The organism is Lysobacter soli, from assembly GCF_003382285.1.
Taxonomy (GTDB): domain Bacteria; phylum Pseudomonadota; class Gammaproteobacteria; order Xanthomonadales; family Xanthomonadaceae; genus Lysobacter_J; species Lysobacter_J soli.
This window is the reverse complement of sequence record NZ_QTJR01000016.1, coordinates 38,161-52,063: the sequence shown is the minus strand read 5'-3', so window position 1 is coordinate 52,063 and position 13,903 is coordinate 38,161. Positions and strand designations below refer to the sequence as shown.

Here is a 13,903-nt window from a genome sequence, read left to right as displayed (position 1 = left end):
GTTCACCGCCCGGCGTTCACAACGATGGCGGGTGCGGCGACAATCGCGCCCGTCCATTCATGCGCGGCGACGGCGTCGCGCGAATCAGGGGTCACGATGCGCAAGTCGATGGTGGGGATGGTTATGGTCTCGGCGCTGGTCGCTGGCGGCTGCACGTGGGTCGACATGGCGCCGGGCGCGTCGTCGGTGCGCGTGATCGACGGCAGCGGTCCGCCGGCCGGCTGCGAGAAGCGCGGCGAGGTCGAGGTGACGGTCAAGAACAAGGTGGCCTTCTACGAGCGCAACCAGCTGCGCGTCCGTGAAGAGCTGGAAACCCTCGCCCGCAACGAGGCCATCGGCCTGCAGGCCGACACCGTCCAGCCGATGGGTGGGCCGATGAACGGCTCGCAGCGCTTCGCCGCCTGGCGTTGCGGGGCACGTCGTGGCGCGACTGCGCCGGCGGTCCAGCCGGCCACCGGCAGCGCCCAGACCTATCCGATCGGCGGCTGAGCTTCACAGCGCTTAATCGATTCGCGCCGTCCGTCGTCCGAACGCCCCAACCATACGGGGCCGGATGGCGGAGGGCGGGATTTAAGCGTTAACATGGCGTGTTCTTTTCCGTTTCCGGTCAGCCGCCCATGTTGTTCCAGCACGTCGCCATCGCCGGTCTTGCTCATATCGATGCACCCCGCCGGCTGACCTCGGACGAAATCCACGCCCGTCTCAAGCCCACGCTCGATCGCCTCGGCATCAAGTACAACGTGCTTGAGGAAGTCGCCGGCGTTCGCGAACGCCGCTTGTGGGACGGCGAGGTCAAGGCCTCCGACGCCGCCACGCTGGCGGGCGTCAAGGCCTTGGCCGATGCCGGCATCGATGCCGACCGCGTCGGCCTGCTGGTCAACACATCCGTCAGCCGCGACTACCTGGAGCCGTCCACGGCCTCCATCGTGTCCGGCAACCTGCGCCTGCCCGACACCTGCCAGAACTTCGACGTCGCCAACGCGTGCCTCGCGTTCCTCAACGGCATGGACATCGCCAGCCGGATGATCGAGCGCGGCGAGATCGACTATGCGCTGGTCGTCAACGGCGAGACCGCCGAGCTGGCCTACGAGAAGACGCTCGACCGCCTCAGCCGCGACGACGTGACCGAAGAACAGTTCCGCGACGAAATGGCCACGCTGACGCTGGGCAGCGGCGCCGCCGCGATGGTCCTGGCGCGCAGCGAACTCGCCCCGGGCGCGCCGCGTTACCGCGGTAGCGTCACCCGCTCGGCGACCGAGTGGAACCAGCTCTGCCGCGGCGACCTCGTGCACGACCGCATGATCGCCGACGGCCGCATGCTGATGATCGAAGGCCTCAAGCTCGGCCAGAAGACCTTCGCCGCCGCGCGCGCCGCGCTTGGCTGGGTGGTGGAAGAGCTCGACGAATTCGTCATCCACCAGGTCAGCAAGGCGCACACCAAGGCCTTCCTGAAGGCGTTCCGCATCGACCCGAAGAAGGTGCTCACCATCTTCGGCGAGCACGGCAACATCGGCCCGGCGTCGGTGCCGATCGTGCTGAGCAAGCTGCGCGAGGGCGGCCGCGTCAAGAAGGGCACGCGCATCGCGCTGCTGGGCATCGGCTCGGGCCTGAACTGCTCGATGGCCGAAGTGGTCTGGTAAGCGCCGCCCGCGTCAATCGAAGAACCCGGCCGCGTGCCGGGTTTTTCTTGGGCGACGCGAATGCGGCCCGCCCGGCACGACGACCCGAACACACCCACTCGGTCATCCGCGCGAAAGCGGGACCCAGCCACTCCAAGCGACGTAGCGAAAGGCGCCGGATTCCCACGCTGGCGGGAATGACGAGCAGGAAACCAACGATGACGATCCACCTGCCGCTCCCTGATTACCCCTTCACGCCGCAGCGCTTCGACGTGCGCCCCGGCATCGCGATGAGCTACCTCGACGAAGGCCCGCGCGACGGCGAAGTGGTGGTGATGCTGCACGGCAATCCGTCGTGGAGCTTCTATTGGCGCAAGCTCGTGCTCGGCCTGCGCGATCGCTACAGGTGCATCGTCCCCGACCACGTCGGCATGGGCCTGTCGGACAAGCCGTCCGACGATCGCTACCGCTACACGCTGCAATCGCGCATCGACGACGTCGAGACGCTGCTCGACCACCTCGGAATCGAAGGCGATGTCACGCTCGCCGTGCACGACTGGGGCGGCGGCATCGGTTTCGGATGGGGCCTGAAGCACGCGTCGCGAATCCGCCGGCTCATCGTCACCAACACCGGTTCGTTCCCGCTGCCGGCGAGCAAGCCGTTGCCGAGGTCGCTGAAGTTCGGCCGCGATTCGGGCCTTGGCACGCTGCTGATCCGCGGCGTCAACGCGTTCTCGGCGGTCGCCTCGTACGTCGGCGTCGAGAACCGCATGCCCGACGACGTGCGACGCGCGTACGTCGCGCCGTACGACACCTGGGCCAACCGCATCGCGACCTCGCGCTTCGTGCAGGACATCCCGCTGGGCGAAGGCGACGCCGCATGGCCGCTGGTGCAGGCGATGGGCCGCAAGTTGTCCGAGTACGCCGACCGCCCGGCGTTCATCGCCTGGGGCTTGCGCGATTTCGTCTTCGACAAGCACTTCCTGAAGGGCTTCACCGACGCGCTGCCGAACGCGCAGGTGCATGCGTTCGAGGACGCGGGCCACTACGTGCTCGAAGACAAGGCCGATGTCCTCTTGCCGAAGATGCGGGGCTTCCTCGACGCGAACCCGCTCTAAGTCGCGGGATGTGGCCCCTCTCCCGCGGGTTGGGGTGAGGGTCGGGACGCGCGATCAAGCTCGCACTTGCGATGCGCCCTCGCATCGAAAGCAGCGCACCCTCAAACCTCCGGCAACGGATTCTTCTCGTCCTCGCCCACGCCGATCCAGTCGTCCGGCGTGAGCAGCGGCAACCCGTGCGCGAGGCGCGCCTTGTCGCACTGCGCGCTCGCCTGCCCGAACTCCCACGATGCCGGCACCAGCGCGCAGACCGACGGGCGCCGATCATGGATCGTGCAGCGGCTGTAGCGGCCGATGTCGGCGTCCAGCGCGACGCAGCGCGGGTTCGACTGCGACGTCCCGCGCATGACGCGTTCGTGCGTGCGCAGCGATTCGGTCAGCTCGGGCGGCACCTGCCCGCCGAGTTCCGGGTCGGCTTCCGACCAGTGGAAACTCACGCGGAAGAAGGCGCAGCAGGCGCCGCAGGTCAGGCAGGGGTGGTGCATCGAAGGACCATCACGAGGTCCGGCGAAACGGCGCCGGGTGCGGAATTCTGAGGCTTTGCGCGGCCCGTGCAAGCAGGCCGGACGCAGCGCCGCCCGTTCAGGCGAAAATGAGGCATGACCGACGTGTGCAACATCGCCGCGACCCTCCCGGGGCTGGCCGCCCGCTTTCCCGACCGCATCGCCATGCGCTGCCCCGGCACGCGCGGGCCGGACGGGATGGCCCGCTTCGACCTCACCCTGACCTACCGCGACCTCGACGCGCGCAGCGACGCGATCGCCGCCGGCCTGGCGCGTCGCGGCATCGTCCGCGGCACGCGCACGGTGGTGATGGTGCGGCCGTCGCCGGAGTTCTTCCTGCTGATGTTCGCGCTGTTCAAGGCCGGCGCGGTGCCGGTGCTCGTCGACCCGGGCATCGACAAGCGCGCGCTGAAGCAGTGCCTCGACGAAGCGCAGCCCGAGGCCTTCATCGGCATCCCGCTGGCGCACATCGCCCGCGTCGTGCTGCGCTGGGCAAGATCGGCGCGCATCCGCATCACCACCGGCACGCGCGCGTGGCTCAGCGACGCGACGCTCGCCCAGGTCGAACGCGACGGCGCGAACGCCGGCTCGCAGCTCGCCGCGACGCAGCCCGACGAGGTTGCCGCAATCCTGTTCACCAGCGGCTCCACCGGCGTGCCAAAGGGCGTGGTGTACCGGCATCGCCATTTCGTCGCGCAGATCGCGATGCTTCGCGATGCGCTGGGCATCGAGGCCGGCGGCGTCGACCTGCCGACGTTCCCGCCGTTCGCCTTGTTCGATCCCGCGCTGGGCCTGACGTCGATCATTCCCGACATGGATCCGACCAAGCCCGCGCTGGCCGATCCACGCAAGTTGCACGACGCCATCGCGCGCTTCGACGTGGACCAGCTGTTCGGCTCGCCCGCGCTGATGGCGGTGCTGGCGAACTTCGGCGCGAAGCTGCCGACGGTCAAGCGCGTGACCTCCGCCGGCGCGCCGGTGCCGGCCGACGTCGTGGCCAAGATGCGCGAGCTGCTGCCCGATGATGCCGGCTTCTGGACGCCGTACGGCGCGACTGAATGCCTGCCCGTTGCGGTCATTGAAAGCCGCGAGCTGCAATCCACCCGCACGGCCACGGAAAACGGCGCGGGCACCTGCGTCGGCCGCGCGGTCGCGCCGAACGAGGTGCGCATCATCGCGATCACGGACGAGGCGATCGAAGACTGGACCGACGCGCGCATCGTGGAAGCGGGCGTCGTCGGCGAGATCACCGTCGCCGGTCCCACCGCGACCGACACCTACTTCAACCGTCCTGCCCAGACGAAGGCTGCGAAGATCCGCGAACGCGTTGCCGACGGCAGCGAACGCGTCGTGCATCGCATGGGCGATGTCGGCTACCTCGATGCGCAAGGTCGCCTGTGGTTCTGCGGGCGGAAGACGCATCGCGTCGAAACCGCGGAGGGCCCGCTGTATACCGAACAGGTCGAGCCGGTGTTCAACGTGCACGAGAACGTGCGACGCACCGCGCTGGTCGGCATCGGCGCGATGGGCGCGCAACGGCCGGTGTTGTGCGTCGAGCTGGCCCATGGCGTCGACGCGAGCGAATGGCTACGCATCGAGCGTGAGCTGCGCTGGATCGCATCGGCGCACGCGCATACGTCCGGCATCGACACGTTCCTGCGCCATCCGAAATTCCCGGTCGACATCCGCCACAACGCCAAGATCGGCCGCGAGAAGCTCGCCGTCTGGGCGGCGACGCGGCTGCGCTGACGCATGACGGCACGCTACCGGCTCGACGATCTGATCATCGACGTGCCGCGCCAGCGCGTGGAGCGTGAGGGCGCGCCGCTCGACGTCGGCGGACTGAGCTTCCGGCTGCTGGAATTCATGCTCGAACAGGGCCAGCGTGTCGTCGGTTTCGACGAGTTGATCGAGCGGGTGTGGGCGCCGGCGGTGGTGAACGAGGAAACCGTCACGCAGCGCGTGCGGCTGCTGCGACAGGCGCTGGGCGACGACGGACGCAACTCGCGCTACCTGCGTTCGGTACGCGGGCGTGGTTACCAGTTGTGCGTGGCGCCGCAGCGCGAGGATGAACCGCGCATCGACGCAACGCCGCCCGCGCGACGCAAGCGCAATATCGCGCTTGCAGGAGTGGCGCTCATCGCGCTCGCCATCGGCGTCATTGCCTGGTCGATGCAGCGGCCGGACGAAACGAAGACGTCGCAATCGCCGCTGCTGCAGCGCGCGGCGTATTACGCCGGCATCGGCCAGCGCGACAACAACGAGCGCGCCATCGCGCTGTATCGACAGCGGCTGCAGGAAGCGCCGGACGATCGCGATGCAATGGTCGGGCTGAGCCGCGCACTCAGCGCGGACGCGTGCCTGTACAACGGCGACGCCACGCAACTCGACCGTGCGCAGGCGATGGCCGAACGCGTGATCGCTGCCGATCCGCGCAACGCTGCCGCGCACGCGGCGCTGGGCTATTCGTTCGATTGCCGCGGACGCATCGATGACGCGCTGCGCAATTACGAGCGCGCGCTGTCTCTGGACCCCTCGAACGACGGCGCGCGTGCCTCGGCGGCGTACCTGTACGAACGGCGCGGGAGGCTGGCCGATGCGCTCGCCGCGAACCTCGCCGTGCGTGATCCGTCGCGTGTGCGCTTCCTGCAGATCCAGATCGCCGCGAATCTCGACCTGCTCGGTTACACGGCCGAAGCGGAATCGCGCTATCGCCGCAGTTTCCAGCTGTATCCGGACAACGTGTTCTCGAACCTGGCGTGGCCGTCGTTCCTGATGCGGCACGGGCGTCATGCCGAAGCTCAAGCGGCGCTCCACGAAGCGATGAAGCGCGGCACCGACCACGCAGGCCTGCACGTGCTGGCGGCGGAACTCGCGTGGTCGCGCGATGATCGCGACACCGCGCGCGAGGAAGCCGCGCGTGCCGTGGCGCTGCGACCGCACAGCAGTCTCCCGCGCAGCGTGCAGTACGCCTTCGCGCAAGTGCGGCCGCCGTCAGAAACACTGCGCGCGCAGGCAGAATCGTTGCGGGCCGGCTTGCGCGACGGCAGCGATCCGATCGACGGTATCGACGCCACCTTGCTGCTCGATACGGCGGGCGACCGGGACGCTGCGATCGCCGCGCTGCGTGACGCCATCGCGATGGGCTATCGGGACGCGGCGTACCTGCGTGCGTCGCCGTTGTTCGCAGGACTTCGCGAGTCGCCGGGTTTTGACGAGGTGCTGGCCGCGATCGACACGGCCATCGCGCGCGAACGCGAGGCCGTGCGTTCGCGCAAGCTCGATATCAGGGCAGCGCCTTGAGAATGTAGTCCGACATCAGCCGCTGCGACTGCGCGTGCATGTCGCGCTGGTTGTAGCGCGTGCGCGTGATCACCGCGACGAGTCGCTGCGACGGAACCACGAACACGTAGTTGCCGCCGTTGCCCGACATCGCCCAGGCCGCTTCCTCCTCGCCGCGCACGTCGAAGCGGAAGCGCCACAGCAGGTAGCCGTAGTCCGCATCGTCGCGCGCCTGCGCATGCACCGTCGTCATCGCGCGGATCCAGTCGGCGGCGATCACCTGTTTGCCGTTCCAGCGTCCGCCGTCGAGCAGCAGCTGTCCGAGTTTCGCCAGATCGCGACTGCGGTAACGCGTGCCGCCGCCGCCCATGCCCACGCCTTCGGACGAACGCTGCCACTGGCTTTCACGGATGCCGAGCGGTGCTTCCAGTGTTTCACGCGCGAACGTCGCAAGCGGCTTGCCGCTGACGCGCTCGACCGCAGCGCCGAGCAGGAACGAGCCCGCGGTGCAGTACGAGAACGCGCGACCATGCGGACTGTCCTCCGGACGCTTCATCCACGGTGCGTAGCCCTTGATCGGCAGGTCCAGCGCGAACTGCGTCCAGTTTTCGGCCAGGTACATGCGCTCTTCGTTGCCGGCGGAGAACGTGTTGTCGTCGTCGCATTCCCATTGCGAGCTCATCGTCAGCAGGTCCTCGACGGTGAAGCGCGCCTTGCGGGGATCGGGATGAAGCCACGTCCGGTCGGCGAAATAACCGTAGATTGGCGCCTGCGCGCCGTCGATCAGCTTGCGGTCGACCGCCGCGCCGATCAGCAACGCGGTGACGGACTTGGTCGCCGAGCGCGTGTTGTTGAGCACATCGGGCCCGCCCGTGCCGAAATAGCGTTCGTAGACCAGGCGGCCGTCGCGGGCGATGAGCACGCTGGTCGTGTCGGGGACCTGCCCGGCGGCGATGGCAGCGTCCATGGCGGCGAGGGTCGCGGCGTCGAAGCCTGCGCTCGCAGCGTCGGCGACGGGCCAGCCGTCATCGCGCGCGGCCGGCGGGGCCGCGGTGACGGTGCTGGTGGCGAACAGGACAAGCAGGGACAGGGCGAACAGGCGACGCATCGGCAGGCTCCTTGGTGGGAGCGACCATTGGCGGCCGGACCTCGATGAAGTGCCTGAAATGCGAATGAAGAATTGTGAAGCCCGCGATCGGGCGGCTTTTGCCCCCGCCGGCAGGGCGTTGGAAGCTGCCGCCGGCCCCGTTATGGTGTGACCCCTTTTCGCACGGAGACGGCCGATGAAGATCCTGGTGACCGGCGGCGGCGGCTTCCTCGGGCAGGTGCTTTGCCGTGGCCTGCGAGAGCGCGGCCATGAGGTCGTCAGCTTCAACCGCGGCCGCTACGACGCACTCGACCGCCTCGGTGTGACGCAGGTGCAGGGCGACCTGGCCCAGCGCGACGCCGTCATCGCCGCGGCCGCGGGCTGCGAGGCGATCTTCCACAACGCCGCCAAGGCCGGCGCTTGGGGCGGTTACGAGAGCTACCATCTCGCCAACGTCGTCGGCACGCAGAACGTCATCGACGCCTGCCGCGCGCACGGCATCGGCCGGCTGGTCTACACGTCCACGCCCAGCGTCACGCATCGCAAGACGCACCCGGTCGAAGGCGGCACCGCCGAGACCGTGCCGTACGGCGACCACCTCAAGGCGCCGTACGCGGCGACCAAGCAGATCGCCGAGAAGCTCGTCATCGCCGCCAACGACACCGCGCTCGCCACCGTGTCGCTGCGTCCGCGGCTGATCTGGGGCGTGGGCGACAACCAGCTGCTGCCGCGGCTGGTCGAACGCGCGAAGGCGGGCCGGCTGCGTATCGTCGGCGACGGCAACAACCGCATCGACACGACCTACGTCGACAACGCCGCGCAGGCGCACTTCGATGCGTTCGAACATCTCGCACCCGGCGCCGCGTGCGCGGGCCGGGCGTACTTCATCAGCAACGGCGAACCGCGCACGGTGCGCGAGATCCTCAACGGCCTGCTCGATGCCGCCGGCGCGCCACAGGTCGACAAGACGATTCCCTTCGGCGTCGCATACGCGGCGGGCGTGTTGTGCGAAGGGTTGTGGCATGCGTTGCCGCTGAAGGGCGAGCCACCGATGACGCGCTTCCTCGCCGAACAGCTCAGCACGACGCACTGGTACGACATGACGCCGGCGCGACGCGATTTCGGCTACGTGCCATCGGTCAGCATTCACGAGGGGCTCACCCGACTGAAGGTGGCCTGCATGGGACGGGCATAGAGGCGCGCAGGCGTTCGGATCGTCACTTTTTGCCGACTGCCCCGTGCCTAGCATCGATTACACCCAGTCAGGCGCACCGCGCCACGGAGTGCACCGATGCTTAGCTACGCTGTCATCTTCTTCGTCATCGCGATCATCGCCGCGGTCCTCGGCTTCAGTGGTATCGCCGGCGCTGCCAGCAACATCGCCTGGATTCTGTTCGTCGTGTTCCTGGTGCTGGCCGTCATCTCGATGCTGCGCGGCCGCAGGGTCTGACCGGCGGATCGATCCATCGATCGAATCTGCTGATCTGACCTGCTGATCCAACCCTGCAACACCGCGCCGGACGGCTGCCTCGAGGGGGCCGTCCGGCGCGAGCGGCCCGTGCGGGGACCGGGTACGGGCCGCGGCTACAATGACCGCATGACCGACCCGACTTCCTCGCCGCTGGCCGCTCTGAAGCCACTGGCCGGGCGCGCCCTCGAAACCGCCCTCAACCGCGCCCTTGCGCTCGATCCCGACACCCGCGACCAGTTGCGCGCCCTCGACGGGCGCCGCGTCGTGCTGCGCTTGTCCGCGCCCGCGCTCGCCCTGCAGGTGCGTGTGGCCGGCGAACGGCTGGAAGTCGGCCCCGTCGCCGAAGACGAACCCGATCTGTCCGTGCGCGCTACGCTCGGCGGGCTGTTGTCGCAGCTCCCGTTCCTTCGCAACGACGACGCGCCGCCCGTCGGCAAGCTCCGCATCGAAGGTGACGCCGACCTCGCGCGGCGCCTGCAGCGCCTCGCCGAACGATTCGATCCCGACTGGCAACAGCCCTTTGTGCGCGTGTTCGGCGAGATCGTCGGCGTGCAGGTCGCCAATGCCGTCGCCGCCGGCCTGCGCCATGCGCGCGGCGCGGCCGGTGCTTTCGCGACGAATGCCGCCGAATTCGTGACCGAGGAATCGCGCGACGTCGTGCCGCGCGAGGAACTCAACGCCTTCCACGACGACGTCGACACACTGCGCGACGACGTCGAGCGCCTGGCCGCTCGCGTATCGCGACTGCGCGCGCGCGCGCGGGGCGCCGCATGAAGCCGGTCTTCCGCGCCTGGCGCATCGGCCGCGTGCTGCTGCGCTACCGCCTGGACGACCTGCTCGACGACACGCCCGTCGAGGGCTGGCTGAAGCTCGCGCGCCCGTTCGTGCCGCGCGCATCGGCCGAGGTCGCGAACCTCTCGCGCGGCGCCCGCCTGCGCATGGCCCTGCAGGAACTCGGGCCGATCTTCGTCAAGTTCGGCCAGATCCTGTCGACGCGACGCGACCTGGTACCGCCGGACGTCGCCGAGGAACTCGCGCTGCTGCAGGATCGCGTGCTGCCCTTCGACGGTGAGACTGCGCGGGCGATCGTCGAGAACGCGTTGCAGATGCCGGTGAGCCAGGCCTTCGCGACGTTCGACACCACGCCGCTGGCGTCGGCGTCGATCGCGCAGGTGCACGCGGCGACGTTGCCGCCGGACGCGAACGGCGTCTCGCGCGAGATCGTGGTGAAGGTGCTGCGTCCGGACATCGAGAAGCAGATTGCCGGCGACATCGCGCTGCTGAAGGCGGTCGCGGGCGTCGTCAATCGCACGCATCCGGCGGCCGACAAGATCCGCCCGCACCTGATCGTCGAGGAAATCGAGAACACGCTGGCCGCCGAACTCGACCTGCAGCGCGAGGGCGCCAACGCCAGCGTGCTGCGGCGTTTCTGGCAGGACAGCGACGACCTCTACGTGCCGGAGGTGATCTGGTCACACACCGCCGAGCGCGTGCTGACGCTGGAGCGCGTATACGGAATTCCGTCGGACGACATCGCCGCGCTGGACGCGGCCGGCATCGACCGCCGCGCGCTCGCCGCCAAGGGCGTGCGCGTGTTCTACACCGAGGTCTTCCGCGACAACTTCTTCCACGCCGACGCGCACGCCGGCAACATCTGGGTCGACAGCGATCCCGCGCGGCGCGCGAACCCGCGTTTCATCGCGCTGGATTTCGGCATCGTGGGCCAGCTTTCGGACGAGGACCAGTACTACCTCGCCGAGAACTTCATGGCGATCTTCAACCGCGATTACCGCCGCATCGCCGAGCTGCACGTGCGCGCCGGCTGGATGCCGTCGTACATCCGCATCGACGAACTCGAAGCCGCGGCGCGCGCGGTGTGCGAGCCGTATTTCACGCGGCCGCTGAGCGAGATCTCGCTGGCCGAGGTGCTGCTCAAGCTGTTCCGCACCGCGCAGCGTTACGAACTGACGCTGCAGCCGCAGCTGATCCTGCTGCAGAAGACGCTGCTGAACATCGAGGGCGTCGGCCGCCTGCTCGATCCGAAGCTGGACATCTGGGCCGTGGCGCGTCCGGTGCTTCAGCGGATCCTCGTCGAGCGCTACAGCCCGCAGCGACTGGCGACGGAATTCCGCAAGCGCCTGCCGGAGCTGGTCACGCACGCGCCGGAAATGCCGCGCCTGCTGCACGCGTGGCTGACGCAGCAGGTCGAAGGCAGGCATGAGTTGAACCTGCGTTCGCGCGACCTGGTCGAACTCAACCGCACGATCCACACCGCGCAACGAAAGACCGTGGCGGCCGTGCTCGGCGTCGGCCTGCTGATCTGCGCCGCGGTGCTCTACGGCCTGGAAGCCGGCGGCCCGCGTTTCTGGTCGGTACCGGCGTCGGCGTGGATCGCCGGCCTCGGCGGCCTCTGGGCGCTGCTCGCGGCGTGGCCGCGTGGGCGCTGAGACTTACGCGCAGATGTGAAGAATGCCGACACGCTGTTGCTCCCTCCCCTGCTTGCAGGGGAGGGCTGGGGAGGGGTGAAGTGGGTACCCGCATCCTTTCCGCAGAGCGCATGTGGAACCCATCTGGCGAAACGCCCGCCGCCTGCGTAGAGCCGCTACCGACGCCGAGCGTTTGCTCTGGTATCACCTCAAGGGCCGGCAACTCGATGGCCACAGATTCCGCCGCCAGTTCCCCATCGCCGGCTACATCGCCGACTTCGCCTGTGTCGAAGGCAAGCTCGTCATCGAACTGGACGGCGGACAGCATCTCCAAGCACAGCACTACGATGAGCGGCGCACGCAACGCATGAACACCAACGGCTATCACGTACTGCGCTTCTGGAACGACGATGTACTGCTGAGGACAAACCTCGTGCTTGAAGAAGTGCTGATTCATCTGCGGGAGCGCTCCCGGTGAACACTTCACCCCTCCCCAACCCTCCCCTGCAAGCAGGGGAGGAGGCAGAAGCAACGAGCGTCGAAGGCGCGAGCGATGCATTCGAAGCGCTCGACGTCATCCACGCCGACGACACGCTCGCCATCGTCAACAAGCCCGCGGGGCTGATGGTGCACGACAGTGCGCTGGCGCGCGGCGAGACGGACTTCGCGGCGGACCGACTCCGTGAGCAGTTCGGAAAGCCGATCTTCCTCGTGCATCGCCTCGATCGCGCCACCAGCGGCTGCCTGCTGCTGGCGTTCGATCGCGAAACCGCGTCGGCGCTCGGCAAGGTGCTGATGTCGCGCGAGGTCGAGAAGGAATACTGGGCCGTGTGCCGCGGCTGGCCGGAGGAGGCGTTCACCGTCGACCATCAGCTCGACGGCGGCCCGGGCAAGCCGCAGAAGAAGCCGGCGATCACGCACTTCCGGCGGCTGGCGACCACCGAGTTGTCGATGCCGTCTGCGGGCTTCGACACCTCGCGCTATGCGCTGCTGAGCGCGACGCTCGATACCGGGCGTTTCCGTCAGATCCGGCGCCACCTGAAGCACCTGTCGCACCATCTGATCGGCGATACCAGCCACGGCGACGGCCGCCACAACCGCAATTTCCGCATGATGGGAATCCACCGGATGCTGTTGCACTCGCGGCGGCTCGCGTTCGTGTATCCGGGCAGCGGCGCGCGCGTGGAAGCGGTGGCGCCGGTCGATGCGGAATTCGCCAAGGCGCTGGCGTTGTTCGACGGATTCACCGCCGCATAAGGCGTTGCCGAAGCCCGCGTCATCCCGATTCGGCTAAAGTCGCGCCCCATGCTCGAGATCACGCCCCGTCTGTCGATTCCCGACTCGGAACTGGTCGAGCGCTTCGTGCGTTCGTCCGGTCCGGGCGGGCAGAACGTCAACAAGGTCGCCACGGCGGTCGAGTTGCGTTTCGACATCGCCACCTCGCCGTCGCTGCCCGAGCCGCTGCGCGCGCGGCTGCTGGCCAAGCGCGACCGCCGCATCACCGACGAGGGCGTGCTGGTGATCAGCGCGCAGCGCTTCCGTACGCAGGACCGAAATCGCGAGGACGCGCGCGAGCGGCTGGCGGCGTTCATCGCGGGCGGCCTGGCCGTCGCGGCGCCGCGCATCGCGACCCGTCCGACTCGCGCGTCGAAGGAACGCCGGCTCAGCGGAAAGCGCGAACGCGGTACGATCAAGCGCGAGCGGACCCGGCGGGACTGGGACTGATCGACGCACCGAACCACCGCAGGATCCAACGAGGGGACATGTCCGACGCCGCTTCTCCGGTGCTGCCGCTGCCGCCCAGCGCGCCGCGCATCCACCGCAACGCCCTTGTCCGCTGGATCGGGCGGACCATCCTCCGACTCGGCGGCTGGCGCATGGAAGGCGCGTTCCCCGACCTGCCCAAACTGGTCCTGATCGGCGCGCCGCACTCGTCCAACTGGGATGGCGTGTGGGGTTTCGCGGTGGTGATGGCCACGGGCCTGGACCTGAAGGTGCTCGGCAAGGACACCCTGCTCAAGGCGCCGGTGGTCGGGCCGATCCTCAAGCGCCTGGGCGTGATCCCGGTGGACCGCAAGGCCGCGCAGGGCGTGGTCGAACAGGCCGCGCAGATGATCCGCGGCGCCGACAAGTTCTGGTACGGCCTGGCGCCGGAAGGCACGCGCAAGGTCGTGGAGAAGTGGAAGCCGGGCTTCTGGCGCATCGCCAAGGCCGCCGCGGTGCCGGTCGTGCCGGCGTACTTCCACTACGGGCGCCGAACCATCGGCATCGGCGCGCCATTCGAGCTGACCGACCATTACGAATCCGACGTGGCCCGCATCCGCGAGTGGTACCGGAGCGTGTCCAACGGCAAGAACCACGACGCCTGACGCTCACGTGCGCGTGAGGTCGCTGATC

General features: G+C 68.6%; 14 protein-coding genes and 1 pseudogene. 13 read left to right on the top strand and 2 right to left on the bottom strand.

Annotation, left to right across the window (positions count from 1 at the left end; all coding sequences use genetic code 11):
- Nucleotides 1-111: 111 nt before the first annotated feature.
- The 3 genes and pseudogenes from DX912_RS16695 to DX912_RS16685 all read left to right on the top strand — a co-directional run.
- Nucleotides 112-420, top strand: a pseudogene (locus tag DX912_RS16695) (DUF4156 domain-containing protein); the annotation flags it as partial.
- Nucleotides 421-617: 197 nt separating this feature from the next.
- A complete protein-coding gene (locus DX912_RS16690) occupies nt 618-1,640 on the top strand; it encodes a 3-oxoacyl-ACP synthase III (protein ID WP_115844387.1) in 1,023 nt (340 codons plus the stop codon).
- A 197-nt stretch (nt 1,641-1,837) separates the two neighbouring features.
- Complete coding sequence (locus tag DX912_RS16685) at nt 1,838-2,737, top strand: alpha/beta fold hydrolase (RefSeq protein WP_115844385.1); 900 nt, start codon at nt 1,838-1,840, stop codon at nt 2,735-2,737.
- Between the two features lie 101 nt (nt 2,738-2,838).
- Here the strand turns inward: DX912_RS16685 and DX912_RS16680 are convergent, their stop codons facing one another.
- Nucleotides 2,839-3,222 carry a YkgJ family cysteine cluster protein gene (locus DX912_RS16680; protein WP_115844383.1) on the bottom strand — a complete coding sequence of 128 codons (384 nt, stop codon included), beginning with the start codon at nt 3,220-3,222 and terminating at the stop codon, nt 2,839-2,841.
- Between the two features lie 114 nt (nt 3,223-3,336).
- On the opposite strand from DX912_RS16680, the gene oleC reads away from it, so the two are divergent.
- Both oleC and DX912_RS16670 read left to right on the top strand, forming a co-directional pair.
- On the top strand, nt 3,337-4,989 hold the full coding sequence (gene oleC / locus DX912_RS16675) for an olefin beta-lactone synthetase (RefSeq protein ID WP_115844381.1): 1,653 nt from the start codon (nt 3,337-3,339) through the stop codon (nt 4,987-4,989).
- Nucleotides 4,990-4,992: 3 nt separating this feature from the next.
- The gene (locus DX912_RS16670; protein WP_115844379.1) at nt 4,993-6,543 is read left to right on the top strand and encodes a tetratricopeptide repeat protein; all 1,551 of its coding nucleotides are present in this window, start codon (nt 4,993-4,995) and stop codon (nt 6,541-6,543) included.
- On the opposite strand, the gene DX912_RS16665 is transcribed toward DX912_RS16670, so the two are convergent.
- On the bottom strand, nt 6,527-7,489 hold the full coding sequence (locus tag DX912_RS16665; protein ID WP_115844446.1) for a serine hydrolase domain-containing protein: 963 nt from the start codon (nt 7,487-7,489) through the stop codon (nt 6,527-6,529). The genes DX912_RS16670 and DX912_RS16665 overlap by 17 nt on opposite strands.
- Nucleotides 7,490-7,805: 316 nt before the next feature.
- On the opposite strand from DX912_RS16665, the gene oleD reads away from it, so the two are divergent.
- From oleD to DX912_RS16625, 8 genes are all read left to right on the top strand, one after another.
- The gene (gene oleD, locus DX912_RS16660; protein WP_115844377.1) at nt 7,806-8,804 is read left to right on the top strand and encodes a 2-alkyl-3-oxoalkanoate reductase; all 999 of its coding nucleotides are present in this window, start codon (nt 7,806-7,808) and stop codon (nt 8,802-8,804) included.
- Nucleotides 8,805-8,900: 96 nt separating this feature from the next.
- Nucleotides 8,901-9,059: a DUF1328 domain-containing protein gene (locus tag DX912_RS16655; RefSeq protein ID WP_115844375.1), complete on the top strand. Its 159-nt coding sequence runs from the start codon at nt 8,901-8,903 to the stop codon at nt 9,057-9,059.
- A 147-nt stretch (nt 9,060-9,206) separates the two neighbouring features.
- On the top strand, nt 9,207-9,854 hold the full coding sequence (locus tag DX912_RS16650; protein ID WP_115844373.1) for a ubiquinone biosynthesis accessory factor UbiJ: 648 nt from the start codon (nt 9,207-9,209) through the stop codon (nt 9,852-9,854).
- On the top strand, nt 9,851-11,527 hold the full coding sequence (gene ubiB, locus DX912_RS16645; RefSeq protein WP_115844371.1) for a ubiquinone biosynthesis regulatory protein kinase UbiB: 1,677 nt from the start codon (nt 9,851-9,853) through the stop codon (nt 11,525-11,527). The genes DX912_RS16650 and ubiB overlap by 4 nt, the downstream gene beginning before the upstream one ends.
- A 112-nt stretch (nt 11,528-11,639) precedes the next feature.
- Entirely contained in the window at nt 11,640-11,984 is a 345-nt protein-coding gene (locus DX912_RS16640; RefSeq protein ID WP_115844369.1) for an endonuclease domain-containing protein, read from the top strand.
- A 98-nt stretch (nt 11,985-12,082) separates the two neighbouring features.
- Complete coding sequence (locus DX912_RS16635) at nt 12,083-12,763, top strand: pseudouridine synthase (RefSeq protein ID WP_425477962.1); 681 nt, start codon at nt 12,083-12,085, stop codon at nt 12,761-12,763.
- A 48-nt stretch (nt 12,764-12,811) separates the two neighbouring features.
- Entirely contained in the window at nt 12,812-13,231 is a 420-nt protein-coding gene (gene arfB / locus DX912_RS16630; protein WP_115844366.1) for an alternative ribosome rescue aminoacyl-tRNA hydrolase ArfB, read from the top strand.
- 38 nt (nt 13,232-13,269) lie between these two features.
- Nucleotides 13,270-13,875, top strand: coding sequence for a lysophospholipid acyltransferase family protein (locus tag DX912_RS16625; protein WP_115844364.1), 606 nt, complete (start codon nt 13,270-13,272; stop codon nt 13,873-13,875).
- The last annotated feature ends 28 nt before the right edge of the window (nt 13,876-13,903 follow it).